The sequence below is a fragment of the Faecalicatena contorta genome (assembly GCF_001404335.1).
Lineage (GTDB): Bacteria > Bacillota > Clostridia > Lachnospirales > Lachnospiraceae > Faecalicatena > Faecalicatena contortus_B.
The window spans coordinates 14,672-33,215 of sequence record NZ_CYZU01000045.1 but is presented as its reverse complement, the minus strand read 5'-3'; the positions used below and the strand labels follow the sequence as shown (position 1 = coordinate 33,215).

General features: G+C 44.2%; 16 protein-coding genes. 4 read left to right on the top strand and 12 right to left on the bottom strand.

Going from position 1 to position 18,544, the window contains the following annotated elements; translation table 11 throughout:
• Positions 1-21: 21 nt before the first annotated feature.
• The 5 genes from ARB69_RS18780 to ARB69_RS18755 all read right to left on the bottom strand — a co-directional run bounded on the left by ARB69_RS18780 (position 22) and on the right by ARB69_RS18755 (position 4,852).
• A complete protein-coding gene (locus ARB69_RS18780) occupies positions 22-1,041 on the bottom strand; it encodes a LacI family DNA-binding transcriptional regulator (RefSeq protein ID WP_055154679.1) in 1,020 nt (339 codons plus the stop codon).
• 244 nt (positions 1,042-1,285) lie between these two features.
• Complete coding sequence (locus ARB69_RS18770; RefSeq protein ID WP_055154677.1) at positions 1,286-1,936, bottom strand: aspartate/glutamate racemase family protein; 651 nt, start codon at positions 1,934-1,936, stop codon at positions 1,286-1,288.
• A gap of 49 nt (positions 1,937-1,985) precedes the next feature.
• On the bottom strand, positions 1,986-2,657 hold the full coding sequence (locus ARB69_RS18765) for an AroM family protein (RefSeq protein WP_055154676.1): 672 nt from the start codon (positions 2,655-2,657) through the stop codon (positions 1,986-1,988).
• A gap of 72 nt (positions 2,658-2,729) precedes the next feature.
• Entirely contained in the window at positions 2,730-3,518 is a 789-nt protein-coding gene (locus tag ARB69_RS18760) for a carbon-nitrogen hydrolase family protein (protein WP_055154675.1), read from the bottom strand.
• 44 nt (positions 3,519-3,562) lie between these two features.
• Positions 3,563-4,852 (bottom strand): cytosine permease, encoded by a 1,290-nt coding sequence (locus ARB69_RS18755; RefSeq protein WP_050640303.1) that lies wholly within the window; start codon positions 4,850-4,852, stop codon positions 3,563-3,565.
• Positions 4,853-5,061: 209 nt separating this feature from the next.
• Here ARB69_RS18755 and ARB69_RS18750 point away from each other — a divergent pair, with 209 nt between their 5' ends.
• Positions 5,062-6,660: a PucR family transcriptional regulator gene (locus tag ARB69_RS18750; protein WP_055154674.1), complete on the top strand. Its 1,599-nt coding sequence runs from the start codon at positions 5,062-5,064 to the stop codon at positions 6,658-6,660.
• On the opposite strand, the gene ARB69_RS18745 is transcribed toward ARB69_RS18750, so the two are convergent.
• The 3 genes from ARB69_RS18745 to ARB69_RS18735 form a co-directional block, all read right to left on the bottom strand.
• Positions 6,634-7,617 (bottom strand): class II fructose-bisphosphate aldolase, encoded by a 984-nt coding sequence (locus tag ARB69_RS18745; protein WP_055154673.1) that lies wholly within the window; start codon positions 7,615-7,617, stop codon positions 6,634-6,636. The genes ARB69_RS18750 and ARB69_RS18745 overlap by 27 nt on opposite strands.
• 30 nt (positions 7,618-7,647) lie before the next feature.
• The gene (locus ARB69_RS18740; protein ID WP_055154672.1) at positions 7,648-8,772 is read right to left on the bottom strand and encodes a carbohydrate kinase family protein; all 1,125 of its coding nucleotides are present in this window, start codon (positions 8,770-8,772) and stop codon (positions 7,648-7,650) included.
• A 78-nt stretch (positions 8,773-8,850) separates the two neighbouring features.
• Entirely contained in the window at positions 8,851-9,882 is a 1,032-nt protein-coding gene (locus tag ARB69_RS18735) for a TIM barrel protein (RefSeq protein ID WP_055154671.1), read from the bottom strand.
• Between the two features lie 294 nt (positions 9,883-10,176).
• Between ARB69_RS18735 and ARB69_RS18730 the strand changes: the two genes are divergently transcribed.
• Complete coding sequence (locus tag ARB69_RS18730) at positions 10,177-11,115, top strand: AraC family transcriptional regulator (protein ID WP_055154670.1); 939 nt, start codon at positions 10,177-10,179, stop codon at positions 11,113-11,115.
• Between the two features lie 90 nt (positions 11,116-11,205).
• Here ARB69_RS18730 and ARB69_RS18725 read toward each other — a convergent pair whose 3' ends face one another.
• Complete coding sequence (locus ARB69_RS18725; protein WP_055154669.1) at positions 11,206-13,257, bottom strand: beta-galactosidase; 2,052 nt, start codon at positions 13,255-13,257, stop codon at positions 11,206-11,208.
• A 252-nt stretch (positions 13,258-13,509) separates the two neighbouring features.
• The gene (locus ARB69_RS18720; protein WP_055154668.1) at positions 13,510-14,523 is read right to left on the bottom strand and encodes a uroporphyrinogen decarboxylase family protein; all 1,014 of its coding nucleotides are present in this window, start codon (positions 14,521-14,523) and stop codon (positions 13,510-13,512) included.
• A gap of 217 nt (positions 14,524-14,740) precedes the next feature.
• Here ARB69_RS18720 and ARB69_RS18715 point away from each other — a divergent pair, with 217 nt between their 5' ends.
• Entirely contained in the window at positions 14,741-15,628 is an 888-nt protein-coding gene (locus tag ARB69_RS18715) for an AraC family transcriptional regulator (protein ID WP_055154667.1), read from the top strand.
• A gap of 89 nt (positions 15,629-15,717) precedes the next feature.
• On the opposite strand, the gene ARB69_RS18710 is transcribed toward ARB69_RS18715, so the two are convergent.
• Together ARB69_RS18710 and ARB69_RS18705 are read right to left on the bottom strand one after the other, a co-directional pair.
• On the bottom strand, positions 15,718-16,071 hold the full coding sequence (locus tag ARB69_RS18710) for a nucleotide pyrophosphohydrolase (RefSeq protein ID WP_055154666.1): 354 nt from the start codon (positions 16,069-16,071) through the stop codon (positions 15,718-15,720).
• Between the two features lie 88 nt (positions 16,072-16,159).
• Entirely contained in the window at positions 16,160-16,525 is a 366-nt protein-coding gene (locus tag ARB69_RS18705; RefSeq protein ID WP_207643120.1) for a hypothetical protein, read from the bottom strand.
• A gap of 159 nt (positions 16,526-16,684) precedes the next feature.
• Between ARB69_RS18705 and dnaK the strand changes: the two genes are divergently transcribed.
• A complete protein-coding gene (gene dnaK, locus ARB69_RS18700) occupies positions 16,685-18,451 on the top strand; it encodes a molecular chaperone DnaK (RefSeq protein WP_055154665.1) in 1,767 nt (588 codons plus the stop codon).
• Positions 18,452-18,544: the final 93 nt, after the last annotated feature.

Here is an 18,544-nt window from a genome sequence, read left to right as displayed (position 1 = left end):
CGACTCTTACATAAAACCATTTTAAATTTTCTTTGTACTGCCCCGAAGCAAAAGTTGTGGTTTATACTCTCTCACATTCCTTCCCTTTTTTTCTGTGCACTCGATCAGCTCCATGGTGCGTTCTCCTATATACTTTCCCATTTCCTCTACCGGAATGCCTATTGTTGTCAGCGGCACCTGCATCACATCCGCAAACGGAACGTTGTCGAAACCGACCACAGAAACATCTTCTGGGATACCAACCCCGTACATTCTCGCCGCACGATAAATACCAAATGCCATCTCGTCATTCATAGAGAAAATAGCCGTCACCTTTTTTCCCATAATATAGGGAAATAACATGTATCCGCTATTCATTGTATAATCCCCATAGACAACCAGTTCTTCATCGTAAAAAATTCCAGCTTCCTCAAGCGCCATTTTATATCCTTCCAAACGCTCCTGTGTTACCTGATAGTTCTTTTTCCCCGCCACACAACCGATCCTTCTGTGTCCGTAATCTATGAGATGCTTCGTCGCAATATATCCGCCCTGACGGTAATCAAACACTACATCCGTCCCTTCACAGGCAAATCCGTAATTATCCATAGTCATTACCGGAACATCTAACTGCAGCATGGCATCATTCAGTTTCTTTTTTTCTTCATCCGTATATTTCTCAAGCGATTTCGCCCAGATCAAGGCACTGATATTTCCCGCACCCACGTTCCGAATCAGATCACACTCCACCGCTCCGTCATCTTCGATAATATGACAGACAAGAGAGTAGCCTCTTTTTTCAAACACATTGTTAATCTCCATGAAAAGCGATGAAATATGGGTATTCCGCAAGTCATTAAAAACAATCCCTATCAGCTTACTCTTTTTATTCACAAGGCTTACCGCTGCATTATTTGGCTGATAATTATACTTTCTTGCAACTTCGATTACTTTTGCTTTTGTCTTCTCCGACACCCTCGTTTTCTTTGAAGACAGTGCCATAGACACCGTTGCCACCGAGACGCCGCACTCGCGTGCAATATCCTTAATTGTCACCTGCATCGCCGTTCCTCCGATATATCTTCCACTCTGTTTCTATCTGTGTTTTTTGTCTATTTTACCATTGTAAAACAAATCATAATATCTGACAAGGAATTCCCCATCACTTTCTTGTCTGTATTTTAAATTTATTTGCTTCAGCGCCCTGATCTCCTCTACATTCCAACAAATTTGGGCCATGTTCTTTCTTAAAAGAACATGGCCCGAAGCAGGCAAGAGGTGTCCCAAACCCAGGCATCCCTATATTTTATCCCCTGCACCTTAAACTTTCATAAAAAATAAATAGTCCCTCTGCCATCACCGGATTTATGACATGAATCCCTGTACGGCTTTCTATTTCGCGGTCTATTCCGTCCATGCCGAGTCCCGTGCAGGCCAATGCTATTATATCCGCCCCCTTTTCCTTCAATTCCAAAGCCTTTCTGTAACAATTTCTGCGTCCTTCTTCTTTTCGTAGGTCCAATGTATTCTGTACGCCGTCCGGCATTGCCATCTCTATTATCTTGTCCCCCAGCATCTTTCCAAAAGCTTTCGGAATATAAGATGTTACGCCCAAAAGCGCGATCTTTTTTCCATACAAAGATGCCAATGCAGCCGTACATTCCCCTGCCCCAAGAACCGGTTTTTCCGGAAACATCCGGCGTATTTCATCTACTCCCGGGTCATCAGCACAGCTGACAACAACTAAATCTTTATTTGCAAACCCCTTAGCGAGTGCTAAAATCTGCGGCAGCGCTTTTTGGACCAGCTGTTTCGTAGGCAGGCCTTTTTCAAATCCCTGAATACATTTACTTTCCACCTTTATTCCCGGGAAGAATGTTTCTATGACCCTCCCGTGGCTTTGTATTTTTTCGTCATTTTCTAAGGTTACCACCCTGATTAAACCGACCTCAAACATAAGATCCCATCCTTTTTTATTCCTTAAACACGAGAATGTTCCCCTTCGCCTATGCGTCTAACCATTCACTGACAGCACGTGCCAGCATGGTTCTGCACAGAATCACAGGCTTTCCTGAAATCTTTCTTACAAGCTTCTTCGCCTCTTCCGTATATCCAATACAGTCCATCACGATTAAATCCGAATCAATTTCCTTTGCCTTTTGCGCTGCCTCGACCAATTCTTCCCTGCTTCCATAAGGGTTCGCAGCTATTGGAGCGACCTGATCCATAATAGGTCCCCATTGATCATATGCCTGCTGTATCTGTTGCGCATCAGGCGTAATTAATATCATATTAGACCGCTTACTAACTGCTTTTGCGATCCCATTCAGAATTTTGGACGGATAAATCAACGGCACATTCGCCTGAAAAATATCCGGAAATGAACCGGCACATAAAAACATAATCAGTTCTGCCCCATTATGCTCCAGCCGGGTAATACAGTCCTGCAGCCGGCTAAGAATGAAGCTTTCACCAAATTTTGCAAATTCACCGTTTTGAAGGCGGGAAACAAGCACATAATCACCCTTCGCCGGTTCCATTTGTTTGATTTCTTCCATTGAAATCCCGTCCAGTGCCCCTGCTTCTAAAACTTCAACCTCTTCTCCCAGAATCGCCTTCATGTCCGCCATAACGTCAGTTCTTGGAGATTGTCCAATTGTTACTGCTCCTATTTTCATAATAACACCTACTCTCTCATAGTAAATCCAAACACAACCGGCACTCACACCGGGCAATTCTCATTCTGACATTTAAAATACTTTGCAGATATCGCCATACAGCCCGGGCATCCTATACTTAAGATAAGGTATTTCTTCCCGCCTTTGTTCTACAGTACTCCTGGTAAGTTCTATTTCCATTATCCCATCCTCGTCATTGCCAATGCAGCGCATGACCCGTCCCGATGGATCCACAATTGTTGAAAATCCGCAGCGTTCACTTTCATATTTTGCTCTATTCACTCCCGCTACATATAGTTGGTTTTCTGCCGCTCTTGACGCAAGCATAGTTGACCAGAATTCCTGATACGGATGCGGCCATGCACTTGGATAAATAAGCAGCTGGGCGCCTTTCACAGCCAGTATCCTGCTCAGTTCCGGGAACCCCAGATCTCCGCACACGAGCAGGCCAATCTCCCAGCCCTTATACGTAAAGACCTCTATTGCGGAACCCGGTTCAAAAAATTCCCTTTCCTCCCCCCAAAGATGTATTTTGTCAAAGTAATGCAGCATTTTCCCATTTTCATCCCAAAAACACGCCGTGTCAAAATACTGTTCCTCTCGTTTATCTGCAATCCCGGCAACAATTGCCAATTCATTTTCTATCGCCAGATCAGCAAAAAATGCTTTCTCGTCTATCGGCACAGTTCTTGTTTTTTCAAAATCATACCCTCTTACACAAAGTTCCGGAAAACAAATAATGTCAGTACCCTTTCCCTTTTGGGCCCGGATAATGGAACGGATTTTATTCATGTTATACTCCGCATTCCCCTCTGCCGCTCCCATCTGCACCATGGCTAATTTGATTTTCTTATCCTGCACAGCAAATCTCCTTCCTGCTCTTAAACCAGTTTATTATTCAGATGTTACGAATGACTCTTTTGATCATTGTGCTCCTGCTCTGTAACCCTCTCTTTTCCTTTTGCCCAGACACGGTATCCGTAATAAGTCGCCCCTGCCATAACAAGGCCGTTGACAGCAGAAACTCCTACCACAACGACAAATGAAGTGATATAGCATGTCACTGCCCCAATCACACAGCACACAATTCCTGCAACATTAAAATTGCTTTCAACTACATATTCCTTTTTATGTATAAGATAATATTCGACCCAGAGTATTCCCGCAATCGGACCATAAATCACGCTGATCAGATTAAGAAAACTCTGAAAATATTGGATCACATTTAACATAGCAAGAACCGTCCCTATCATACCCGCCACAAAGGTTAGCGTACTTCTTTTTTGTTTCGGGAAAATATTATTCAGCGCCAGCCCGCCAGAATATGCGCCGGTTAAGTTGGTTGACCAGGCGGCGCCTATCAAGATCACAAATGCAACCCAGTTAAATCCCAGATTAAACAGAACATCAACAATATTATATGACGGCGCAGTCATTGCAATAATAGCCGTTCCGGTCTCTTGAATTGCTGAAATTCCCCCGATTCCAATTATACTGATAATTGCAATATGGCTTTTCTTTTTCTTGCAAAATCTGGTATAGTCACTCGAAATAATTGCTCCGCACATGATAAGCCCGACAACCATATTTAAACCGCTCATAATCCCCATATGTTCTTTCGGAACATAACTCCAAATGTTGGCAAGGCCATATGTATTGGATGTCTTTATCAGCCCCCAGACAACAAGTATCAATATCGGAGGTATTAAAATATAATTGACCCACTTAATTGAATGGAATCCCTTTGCAGCAAAAATTGTCATTAATACGCCAACAATAATTACGATTAACTTGTAGTTACTAAACTGAGGAAAAATTTTTTGGATTGATAAAGCTGCCAGGCTTGTCTGAATGCCAAACCATCCGAACAGTGAAATACACATGGCCCCCGATACTAGAAATTTGTTTGCATACTTTCCAAATGCCATCTCCGTCAGTTTATAGGTAGTCAGCCCCTCTCTCATTCCGATAAGACCCTGAATGTAAAAAATAGTAACCAATATTAAGTTTCCTATAATAATGACGAATATTGATTCTTTTAGCGTTAGTTTCTCAATTAATCCCCCTCCCACCATAAGTGTAGAAACCGCTACATTCATACCCAGCATCGCAAAAAGAGGTCCTGATAACCCTTGCCGTTGTTCATCAGGGATTCGTTCTTGAGCGGCGCTTTCCTTTTGGATAACTTCTCCCATTTTCGCAACTCCTTTCTCTTTATTTTGTTTTTCTTTTTATTATGTGTTTATTATATCATGAACAAAACTATAACTAAGGTGTAAATGTGTACACAAATATAGTATATAAATATACAAATCATACATCATAACAGATTTAGATTTGAATTATTCGCTTATTCCTGATAAAATGTTCTAAATATCATAATATTCAAGGAGGTGCAGGAAGTATGAAAGTGCGTGATTTATTTGATTTAAATGCGGAAGTATTTAAAGAATTCCGGCTTCTGACCGGAGTTGGAGGGCTGGATAATGAGATAACGGATGTTGTTATTATGGAAGTACCAGACGGTATCTATTGGATTAATCCAGATAACTTCGTTATTACAACCGGCTATTCTCTTATGACAAACGAAGTTTCTATAGAAAATATGATTCAGCTCCTGATATCACGTAAAGCTGCTGCCCTGGGCATTAAAATCGGAAAATATATTGACAGTCTCCCTGAGAAAATAATCGCTTATGCAAATGAGCACAATTTCCCCATTATCAGCATTCCTCTCGCCTTTACCTACAACAGTATGGTGCTTCCCATTCTTAATAAATTAAAAGGCGAGGATAGTTATCAGTACTATATAGTCAGAAAACTTCACGAAGAACTAAGCTTATTAAAAAAGCATCATATTAACATCACTTCTTTCATCAGGCTGATTGAAGACTATACGAACCAGGAAATATTCTTATACTGGGAAAATAATTTAAGCCTTATCAATAATACTGACCGTGTAGACGACGCCTTACTGAAAAAAAGCATCCGTGAAAGCCTCTCACAGATATATGCAGCGGACCGCCCTTTTGAGATTTCATCAGATACGGCTTCCTATGCAATATTTAAAGTAGAAAGTCTGACAGAAGTGTTGGCTTTTCTCTGCATACGTATGGGATACGGACAGTCGTTAACTCCGATCAATGAAATCCTTATTAATGAAATTCTTCCAACTGCCTGTATATATTTATTGACTAACTTAAACAAATCTGCAAGATACTATAAATCCGCAGATGACTTTTTCTTAAATATTCTGGATGGAGCATACACCGGAAATGAACTCAGATTAAAAGAAGATGCTTCCTATCTGAATATAGATTTTCAGGTCTCCCGCTTTGTCTGCGTCATTGACACAACAATTAAAACATCTGGAGAATTTCACATTTTTAAGGAAAAAATCATATCCTCTCTGCAAATATATACCTTCCATTACATTTGCCAAAAGCATGGATATCAAATCATTTTAATCTTTGAGCCGAAGAATTCTCAGAATATACAAAAAATATATGAACCTTGCTTCCAAAAGCTCGTGGGTGATCTCAAAAAAAGGTTCCCGGCAGAGCACTTTTCAGTTGGCGTCGGCAAAACTTGCCACACGCTGAAACATTTGAATTTTGCGTATGAGGAGGCCCTGTTCGCCTTAAAAATAGGTAAAAAACTCCATGCACAGCAGGACGGCATATACTTCTATGAAAACTTCATGATTTACCACCTGCTATATGAAATTTCAGGCCATCCAACCTTATCTAAAATTTATAAAAATACAATAGAACGCATCCAAAAATATGACCTTGAAAATAATACTGTGCTTCTTAAAACTCTTGAAATGCTGGTTGACTGCGATTTCAGCATTTCCCAAACCTCCGACAGGCTTTATATACACCGCAATACTCTTTATAAAAGAATAAACAAGCTGAACTCGCTGTTAGATTTCGATATTGACAAATCCGAAAACCGGCTTATTCTGCAAATCGCCCTAAAGCTCCATAAAATCGGTATTTAGTCGGCAGGCTTTAGTCCTGTCGACTAAACTCCGTTTTACCTCCTCAACAACAGCCTGTACCAGACGGTCCACGTCCATTTTCTCGTTATAACATGTATTCGCGGCTTTCCTTTCACTGCCAAACAGCTTCATCTTTTTCATTGATTCCTGCTTAACCGCCTCCACGGCTGCAGGAATCAGGTCAATAATCCCTTTATTCATATCACTGAATTTTTTAAACTCAGCCTCTACCGCAGCGATATTGATATCCGTAAAAATATTCACCTTGCTGATGCCCTCCGAAACAGCCTGTTTGAAATCAGAGTCCGTAAGGCCGGAGCCACCATGCAGTACAAGAGGGACATCCACGGTGTTTGCAATAGTCCTGATTCTCTCAAAATCTAATTTGGGCGGCAGTTTGTAAGCTCCATGTGCATTTCCTACCGCAATTGCCAATGCATCTACTTTGGTCTTTTCCACATAATCCTTCGCCATCTTCGGTTCCGTATAAAACTGCTTCGGATCTGTCATATGAGAATTTCCTTCTGCAGAGCCTTCATTATCCCCCACATGCCCGAGCTCCCCTTCGATTGTAGCGCCGTAAGAATGGGCGATATCTGCCATTTCTCTTACTTTACTTATATTCTCCTCATAGGGATCTGTAGAGCAGTCATACATAATAGAAGAGAACCCTAATTCAAGCGCTTTCAGGCAGGTTTCCTTATGAAGGCCGTGATCCAAATGGATGACAACCGGCACATTTGCCTTTTTCGCCATAGGAATCAGGTAATATGACACCTCCTCCAGCGGGCCGTATGGGAACAGTACTTCCGCAGTACCCATAATTACAGGTGATCCCGTGCTTTCTGCTGCACTTATAATTCCTCTTGCAAGTTCCAGATTTACCGCATTGAAAAGTCCTACTGCATAATGATTTTTTTTCGCAGGAATCAATACTTCATTTAAATTTACTAACATATTCCGCCTCCTAATTTTTATTAGATCATTTTATGACCCTATTTTGTGCCATCCGGCATTTATTTTCTGTTCCAGTTCCTCAAAAGTCTGCAGTCCGCTCAAAGCATCATAGGCCGCCACGCAGGAAGCACCGGTTGCCGCCGACAGCTGCAGTGTTTTCTCCAGAGGATATCCTTCCAGCATGGCAGTCAAAAATGCAGCGATGCTCGTATCCCCGGCTCCGGTACCGGAAAGGATACGCTCCGGCACATAACTCTTTTCAAACCCTTCTTTGTCTGCCCAGCTGTTTAAATCCAGCCCCACTCTGTTTCCTATATTCATGAGTGCCCTCCGGCCCGCGGTTTTATAATACATCCCGGGCGCACCGCATTTGATCAGAAGGACTTTGGCGCCGAATTCCATGCATTGTCTTCCCAGGGGCTTTATATCTTTTTCGATGTCCAGGACCTCTGTGATGTCCTTCCCCGAAGCCCTTTCCTGCCATTGTTCGTAACGTTTCTTATCCAGCATAAAACAAAGTTCTTCCACGCTGGGCACAAAAAAGTCCACAAAAGGCATGACACATTCCAGAATCTTCTCCCAGTCAGCCCTGCCGGCTTGCGCATCAGGATCTACAGCCGCCATATCAAGTGAAGTTGCTGCACCCGCCGCTTTTGCACGTTTCATTATTTCCACCAATTCCGCTCCGTCATTTTCATACATAGATCTCATCAGCGGAGGATAACCAAAATGAAACAACGCCGCTTCCTCTAAAGCTTTCTGAGGAATGTCCGATGCCCGGAAGGAATGGTTTGCTCCTGAATTATGAAGAAAGATGCGGTCAATTCCCGGAACTGCCAGGATTACCGTATAGGATGTAGATTCCTTGTCTGATAAAATCATTCCCGCCTCTGCATCATATTTCTTTAAAATATTATATACCATATCGCCAAATGCATCTTTTCCGATCTTCCCCATCAAAGTAACATCCGCACCGAGTATCTTCATTGCCAGTCCGGTGTTGACTACGGCCCCGCCAGTGTGTACGTCCGCCTGCCCCATCTGTATCAGACTGCCCGGAGAGAGTGTCTCGCTTAACTGCTTTACCTTTTTATCAGGGAATACCGGCGTGATATCCAGACAAATATGTCCGGCTGCGATTACTTTTTTCTTCATAGCTGCCTCCTGTCTTTCTTTTTCTAATACGGAAAATGAGAGACCTTTTGATCTCCCTGTTTTTTGTGTCAAGACTTATTAGATTCCCATCAGAAGATTCATCACATACATTTCCAGCGCCTCAAAATCTCTGTTATCAACACATTTTTTCTGGAAATCATAATCGAACTTATCCACCTTTTCTTCCAGAGCCTTAAATATCTTCAGGCTATTTTCCAGATGCTTATAGCTGTCCTCATCCTTTGTCGTCCTCATCGCCTTGACATCGAGACCGACATACTCTCCGTTCTCCCCATAACCATTTTCCTTCAGGACCTTGACCTGATTGAATGCAGCGCGCAGATTCTCGACGCCAAATGATTTGTCCTGGTCATAACGGATTCCGTTCTGGTCATTCAGATGCACGGTCATCAGTTTTCCCATTGCCATCGCAAATCCAATCTCATTGGCCGGATCCAGCCCTGCCAGAATTGCGTGTGCACTCTCCAGATTACCGCCTACACGAGCCGGATCTATCGTAGCCGCAGAAACAGCCATGACATGTCCCATTGTTCCGCAGATGCTTCTGTCAATCGGCTCATTTGGCTTCGGCTCGATGCAGACACGGATCTTCGGGTCATATTCCAGCATCTTATTAATTGCCTCCACCAGCATCTTTGTTGCCCAGACCGGAGATTTTGACTCTGCACACAGCGTTCCCTCTCTTGCAAGCCAGAGCACAATCATATCACAGCCAAGTTCGTTGGCGATATCTATCGAGCGGTAAGCCCTCCACATCGCATACTCTCTGTCTTTTTCAGATGTGCTCATGAATCCGCCGTCCTGCGTGTGATCATCCATCCAGAGGCGCGGAGCGACAAATTCTGCCTTCAGATCGTATTTGTCCAGTGTTTTCTTCAGTTCGCGCGCCTTCTCTTTGATTTCCTCTTCCGTGTAATCATTGATGTTCGGCACTGCATCGTCATCGTGGAACTGCACTGCGGAAAACCCCAGTTCTGCAAACCTTTTGTACTTCTCCTCTGTCGGAATGTCCCTTCTTGTTGCCGGGCCATAAGAATCTGCTCCTGTATGTACATTCCAGGGACCGACTGAAAATTTGAATTTTGTCATAATAATTTTTCCTCGCTTTCATAAAAAATTGGCTTTAGCGCTATTATTAGCGCTTTTTACGGGAAAACCGCACGCCCTTAACTGCTGTATCTTAGTTATATCAGAAACAGCAGGCAGGAAAATGACTATGTTGCGGTTTTTTTGTTGTTTATTGTTTTCACGTAGTGTATCATAAAGCCAGAGCTCACGCAGTGAGCAGCGGGGTATCGGACCCTCACCGCAACCAGTTCAGACGTTTCTGCGATGTTACGCATAGCCCGCAGGAATAAAGTGTATTTCAGGGAGAATCAAGACATGGTAAAAAAAGAAGAATTTGAAATTGTACAGCATACAACGATGAACTATCTGGAAATCTTTCTGGTAGAAATGACCGCCCGCAGTCCCCACGGGCACGGAGACCTGGAAATCGGCATTCTTCTGGACGGAAGCCTTACGCTCTTCACAGAGTTTAAACAGCATGAACTGCACGCCGGGGATATCTATATTATCAACAGGTATCAGATACATTCTTTTTATAATAATGGCAGCCAGAACCAAATACTGGCGTTTCAGATTCATCCCGACTTTTACCGCAGAATTGATTATCAGCTCGGTTTCCTTCGTTTTGATAGCAATATTATTCGAAGCGGTGAACTGCATGACGCTCTGTACCAGACTTTACTTTCCTGTGCCGCTTCCTGCTTTTCTTCTTCCGCCCACAATGCCATCAAGTGCTCCAGCCTGCTTCTGGACGCCATTTACCAGCTGCTGACAAGCACGAATTATACAATTGCGAGTGAAAAAGAATCCGCCACCGCAAAAAACAACTCCAGACGCCTGAACCGGATTACAGACTACATCTCAGAACACTACATGGAACATATTGCTCTGCAGGATATCGCCGCCCTTGAGAATATCACCACCTATCATGCTTCGCATTTCATCACGCAGATGCTGGGGATTTCCTTTCAGGAATATCTGAATAATATCCGGTTCGAGCACGCCTTCCAGTTGATCTCCAAGTCCGATCTGCCAATACTGGACGTCTGCCTTGAGACAGGATTCTCCAGCAGCAGGTACCTCAATCAGATGTTCATGAAAAACCTTGGGTGCAGTGTAAAAGAATATCGAAAAAAGCAGGAAAAGCCGCGCCTGATTGGCGCAGCTCTCCCTACTGACAATATTCAGAACCGGTATACATTTGAACAGGCGGCTTTTGTTCTGTCCCGCATATGGAATACGTGTAAACTGTAAAAAGCTTTATGAATCTTCAAACTTTTTCCGTATATATTCATATTTGCGCTCCATTGGGCTGCGCTGAGGCCTGGGGCGCAATGCCCCCCCCTACACCACCTCATAAACCGCCGTCCCAAAAGCCGGAATAACCTGCCTTCCCTCCTGCCATTCTCCCGTATACAATAGCGGCATCTTATGCTTTAGTTCAACCACAGCTCCCCCTGCGCAAAAGTTCAAAACAAACAGGAAGCTTCTGCCATCCTTCCTGCGCATGATAATCTCCACATCATCCCCTGCGTTTATCAGTTCCGCAAATGGTTCCAAGACATTCGTATATTCCAGCAGCATTTTTACATTTCCCCGTGAAAATGCACTTCCAAGGTGCAATACTTTTCCGCTTCCCACATGATGTTCAACGAAAGCCGCTTTCCCCGCATAATAGCTGTTTTTATAAACAGCAAGCACCTCCCCGCCGGCAGGTTCCATGATATCATTGAAAACCGGCATTTCCATCTCACGCCCATTCCAATCTGCATATACCGGATCCTCTGCTGGACTTGTAAAGGTATATTCTTTTACATCAGAACCGGTCAATTCCGCCATAAGCCCCGGCAACGGCTGCATCACACATTTTCCGTTCATATCCTTATATCCGGCCATGCAGCCAATAATCAGCGTGCCGCCCTGTTCCACATAAAGCTTCAGTAATTCCATGCGCTCCTTATTCACGATAACCGGATGCGGATAGAATAGAACCGGATACCTTTTCAACTCATCCAGTTCGCTGCCGCGCTGCAGATAAACCACATCATAAGGGGTATGGGACTTTTCCGCCGCAGCAAAAATCTCATTCTCACTATACTTACTAATTCTTTGATGCCATGCATCCACTTCTGCATCCAGTACATTATCGAAATCTTTTAAGACTGCAAAAACCGCCGCATAGTCCGCTCCGCACAGAGATTCCAGTGTCCGAAGTTTTTGATAAAAGTCCTCCACTTCCGCCAGCTTCCGATTATCTCTGTTATCATGATCTAAGATTCCGTGCCAATACATTTCGGTTCCAAACGTGCAGGTACGCCAACGAAAAAATGATATAAAATCCGCACCATGTGCCACACTCTGCATTGCCCAGAGCGTCAGCTGCCCCGGACGCGGAGCCGGCCCTTCCATTCTGGTTGTCCAGCCGTTGGCCCCAGCCTGCTGCTCCATGATTCCAAAATGCGGGCAGATTGACCGCACTTCTGCCAGATGCTTCGACCACTTCCTGTCATTCAGATCCTGTGATTTCAGAGGTTCCCGGTCCAATCCATAGGCAAAACTGGGGTACGAATCATACATATATACATCCAGGCATTCTTCCATCATCCGATGGTTATCCACATGGTCGAACATTCCGTTCGTCATCACAAAATCTTCCGGTTTTTTATACTTACGGATGATCTCCGCCTGCATGCTGCAGTAGGAAAGTGTACTGTAGGAAATAAACCGGTAATAATCCAGATGCATATGTGGGTTCACGGCCCTGCTCAGTGTCGGCCGCGGCACATAAATCTGTTCCCATTGTGTATAGGTCTGATTCCAGAATACAGTTCCCCATGCTTCATTCAAAGCATCCAGCGTCTTATATTTCTCCTTCAGAAATACGCGGAATGCCTCAGAATCCGCATCGGAATAGAATTCGGAAACCTCACAGTTCAGCTCATTGTCAATCTGCCATCCCACAATCGCCGGATGCCCGCCATAATGTGCGGCAATTTCCGTTACCACTCTTGCTGACAGTTTCCTGTACACCGGCGCATTATAATTATAATGCCTTCTGCCGCCATGGCGGTACAAAACGCCCTCCATACTGCTGTTCAGCACTTCCGGATATTTTTCCGTCAGCCATGCCGGCGGCGTTGCTGTGGGGGTTCCGAATATGACTTTCATTCCCTTCTGCAGGCACAGCTCTAAAAAATCATCAAAAAATGAAAACGTAAAGCTGCCTTCCTCCGGTTCAAATTTATTCCACGCAAACTCCGCAATACGAATCACTGTAATTCCGATATCCAGCATCCGTGTCAAATCCGCTTCCCACAGCGCTTTATCCCAGTGCTCGGGATAATAGCACACGCCCATTGTCATTTTGTTCCACTGAAAATTCTGCTTTTTCTTCATATCTCCGCTTCTCCGTTTCCTGCATAAGCTGCCAGTTATTTTACGATGTACTGGTATAGTAGTTTTATTCCTAAGGCCATGAACTGCGGTATGCTCTCAGGATTTGAAAAACAAATATATCCTCTTCCTTTATTTTATAGAATAGAAAACGGAGCGAAAAGAGAGAAATCCGAACATTTATAAATAAATGGGCATGTCAGAAATCCATGACTTCTGACACGCCTGTTTATACTGCTTCGGTACACAACCTCTTCACCGTTTTACTTCATCCCATGTTCTGAACACCGTGTACACATTATCCGGTTTTGCTCCCGGACCGAATTCACACTGTGCGATACACCCGCCGTCTGACCATAGCCTTTCGTATACTGCTTTGACCGCATTTTCTATATCCTCTGTGCTGCCGTCGGGCAGAAGATGCTGTCTGTCAATCTCTCCCCAGAATGTAATCTTTCCCTTATATTTTTCCAGCTGTTCCAGACCGATACAGAATATCTGTGTATTAAATGCATCAAGCCCCAGTTCAATCATTCTGGGATAAATATCCAGCGTATTGCCATCGGAATGCATAAATGTTTTCTTTCCATATTTTTTGGCAATTGCGATATAGTCTCTATACATTGGACGGAAAATTTTGTCCCACAACTTCGGATTAATCAGCAGACTCTGCTGGCTTCCCCAGTCGTCCATAAATGAGATTGCATCAATGTCTGTCTTTGCCCATTTTTCTACCAGTTCACAATAAAAACTGTGCATTTTCTGCAAAAAATCCAGCATATTCGCAGGAGGATCCATCAGGTCCATGTACAGTTCTTCCGTTGTACGAATGAACTGCAGCTGCTCAAAAGGCCTGGGGCAGCACCCTGAAAGTACGAATTTATCCGTATTGCGGCAGAATTCATTCACCGCTTCCGTATCAAACTCCAGCCACTCCAAAGGGATATGTACCTGGTCAGCATCCTCCCATTCTTCATCACGGACCAGAGGCGCTTTTACCTCCCCGATGATCCCTTCATGGATATTATTGAACCTGCAGCCCCATTCGTCTGTGTACTCGCCTATTTTATACGGCTCTCCTTTTGCAATCGTCTTCTTCTGCAGAATACAGGGCGCCGTGACAATATCGTCCTCATATTCCCTCCTGATCTTATCCACCATTGATCCATAATTCATTTCTGCCCATGGCAGCAGCCACATCTGTCTGGGAACCCGTCCATCCGTGTTCCGAAATTCCAGTGTCCTGTATACAAGCTCTCTTGAAGTCATCGCATAATCTCCTTAACAACTATTTTTATCCTATTATACCTTCTGCATTTCAGCAGTTCATTAAAAATAATCCATAGTACTATTTTATACATGGGAACCAAGTGGACTTGTCAGATTGCAGAACCGGTGATATTCTTATATATATAATTCGGACGTAAATAGATTCATAACTATTAGGGCAAATGATTCCAAATATACTTAAGAGGAGGTGGACATCGTGCTTCATATTCCTGACAACGTACCGATCTGGACAGACGAATGTAAAGTCCTTACGAGAGAACAGCTGAATATACCAGCGCTCCATATGATTGGGCATGCGCATTTTCAGGCTGCCAGCGCCAAACTGGACATGCACTACCACTGTAATATGGAATTTGTAGTTATTATGAATGGCAAACAGCAGTACATGGCAGACGGCAAAAGATATATGCTGTACGGCAATGATATTTTCATGACCTATCCATACGAAAATCACGGAAGCGGCGAGAACTCCCAGGACGTATGTGAATTTATCTGGTTTCAGTTTGACATGTCCGCATCGCAGAACTTTCTTGGCCTTACAGCGCCATACAGTGAATACCTGTTCCGCCGGCTTCTCAATTACAAGCATCGGACCAAAAAGGCGAACACAAAAGACCTGCAGGTACTTAACCGGGCATTTCATCTGCTGGGATCGAAAGAAATATCACAGCAGATACTGGGGTATAGTTTTTTTCTGCAATTTGTTGCGAACAATATATGTACAGCTGATATTGAATTGACAAAAGACCTTTACAGTGCGGATATTCAGGAGGCAATTAATTACATCCACATCCATCTTATGGAGGATTTGAGCATAGATATGCTGGCTGAGAACTGCGGTTTATCGTCGTCACGGTTTAAAACAAAATTTAAAGAAGAACTTGGCATTACGCCCCATTCATATATCATCTCTTTGAAGATTGATACCGCCAAAATATTATTGAAGGATCCGAAGAATACGGTGACAGATGTGGCCTACCAGTTGAACTTTTCCTCAAGTAATCATTTTTCTTCGGTGTTTAGAAAGTATACGGGATGCACGCCAACCTATTTCCGGCGCCATCGTTTCTCTAATATTTATTAAGCAGAATTTTGGTATTACAGGCAGGGGACTGATGCCTCCTGCCTCAGACTGTAGAAAACTAAGTTAAGGGAGAGCATATTGCTCTTTGATTATGGATTAGCTGAAATTCTATTTTCCGCGGCCGGATATTTCTTTGCATTCTTTTTTGCCTTGTCTTCCACCGCCCGTGCCAGATCGATGTCAAAGTGTTTACATATCCGGCAGAGATACCAGAAGACATCAGCAATCTCTTCCTGCAGATGTTCAAATTCCCTGGAATCTTCCTTTACACTGTCCGCTTCATCAGAATGAAGCCACATAAATATTTCCGCAAGTTCTGCTGCCTCAACGGTGAGAGCCATCACAAGATCCTTAGCGTTCTGGTCTTTACGCCAGCCCCGGGCGTTTGAAAACTCCTGAATATACTCCTTAATCTCCGCCAGTGTTGTAACTTTGTCTTTCATTTGTATCATCCTCATTTCCTAATAGTCTTGTAATTTAGTACATACTCACTCAGCGAGTCTGCGGCATAACAGCAGAATAAGGAGTCAGCTATTCGATCTTTCCGTCCAGAAACGCCTGAAGGATATTCTGGGGATTTTCATAGTAAAAACTACTGTTATAATCGTCAATTTTCCCGCTTACAAATGAATGGTACGCTAAAAATAATGCATCTATGACAGATACCTTCTTCTCCTTTGCAATCCCAAGTATCAGACGTTTATATACTTTACCTATATCCCAATGAGATGGAATAGAATATCCGCATTCTCCCACATTGTCAAATGTCCCCTTTAATATACCCGCTGCCGCAATAAACTGATCACTTACATCCTCAATATTATCACTATGGTAGATATCCGCCAGCTCATACATCTTTTCAATGCCCTTCTGCCCTAATGCATCAACTACATCCAAGTTCTAAATATAAGCATATCACCGGCCGCCCCATCTGGCAAGCCGTCTCTAGCTCACATTTCCCTTCACATTTTACTCTTTTTTTAGGAACCAATCACATTCCCGACATATTTTGCCGCTATACTCAAAAACAACCATAGAGAAAAGGAAGGATTTACTATGTCCAGAGCAATCGGTATTGATTTAGGAACTACGAACAGCTGTGTTGCAGCAATCGAAGGCGGCAAGCCCGTGGTGATCGCCAATGCGGAAGGTATGCGGACCACTCCGTCCATCGTCGCTTTTAAGAATGACGGCGAACGCCTTGTCGGAGAGAGCGCCAAAAGGCAGTACGCACTGAATCCCACAAGAACCATTTCTTCCATCAAACGCCACATGGGCACGGACTACCGCGCCCGCATTGACGGAAAAGATTATTCCCCTCAGGAGATCTCCTCCATCATATTAATGAAGCTAAAAAAAGACGCAGAGCAATATCTCGGCCAGCCCGTTACGGATGCGGTCATTACGGTGCCCGCCTATTTCAGTGATTCCCAGCGCCAGGCAACCAAGGATGCGGGAAGGATCGCGGGCCTGAACGTACTGCGGATTATCAATGAACCAACCTCTGCTGCCCTTGCATACGGGCTTGATAACGGGGAGCCTCAGAAGATTATGATATACGATTTCGGCGGCGGAACGTTCGATGTCTCTATTATCGAAATCGGAAACCAGGTCATCGAAGTGCTTGCCACCAATGGGGATAATCACCTGGGCGGTGATGATTTCGACCAGCGCCTGACGGACTATATCGTTAAGACCTATAAAAAGCAGGAGCGGATTAATCTAGAAAAGGACTTTTCGGCGCTTCAACGAGTCCGCGAGGAATCCGCCAGGGCAAAGATCAGCCTTTCTTCTGCAGCACAGACTGATATCAATCTGCCATTTATCACAACAGATAAGAAGGGCGAGCCAAAACATCTGCAGATGACCATTACCCGCGCACAGTTTGAGGAGCTGACCAGCGACCTGGTGGAGCGGACAGCAGGCCCGGTGAATACCGCCCTGAAAGATGCCGGCATTCGTGCAGCCGACCTCAGTAAGGTCATTATGGTGGGAGGCTCCACACGGATTCCCGCAGTCCAGAATAAAGTAAAGCAGCTGACAGGCCTTGAGCCCTCGAAGTCCCTGAACCCGGACGAATGTGTTGCCCTGGGAGCGGCAGTCCAGGCAGAAAAGCTCAGCGGGGGCGCGGCACTGGCAGCAGGCTCTTCCGCTTCGGAAATTATTCTCATGGATGTCACACCGCTCTCTCTTTCCATTGAAACAGTGGGAGGCGTGGCAAATGTACTGATTCCTAAGAATTCGGCTATTCCCACAAGGAAAAGCAACATTTATACAACCGCCGCTAACTTTCAGACTTCTGTAGATGTTAAAATCTATCAGGGTGAGCGTAAATTTACACGCGACAATAAGCTGCTCGGCAATTTTAAACTATCGGGGATCAAGCGTGCCCCTGCCGGAGTTCCACAGATTGAAGTCACCTTTGATATTGATGCAAATGGAATCGTCAACGTGTCTGCTAAAGACCTGAGTACCGGCAAACAACAGCAGATTACAATCACGTCCAGCTCCAATCTGTCCGAGGCTGAGATACAGAAGGCCATGGCCGACGCCAGATTTTATGAGAGCCAGGACAACAAACGTCAGGAAAACATTGATATCCGTAACGAAGCGGAAAAGCTTGCATTCCAGGTAAGCCAAAGCCTGAAAGATTCTAAAAAAGATATGGAGAAGACCGAGTACAAACAGATCAAAGCCGACCTGAATACTCTTCAGAAACTGCTTGGAAAGACAACCATTGAAAAAATTACCGATCAGCAGGCCGGAGAAATCAGGGCCGCCAGGGAAACTTTGGAGAGATCAGCGGCGGAGCTGCTTTCCTAAAGCCCAAGCAGATTTTCTTTTCCGGGTAGGGATGGGCAGAAGGAGATCCCTTCCTTTCACTGGTTGCATCCAATCGGTAGTAACGGTCGTCAG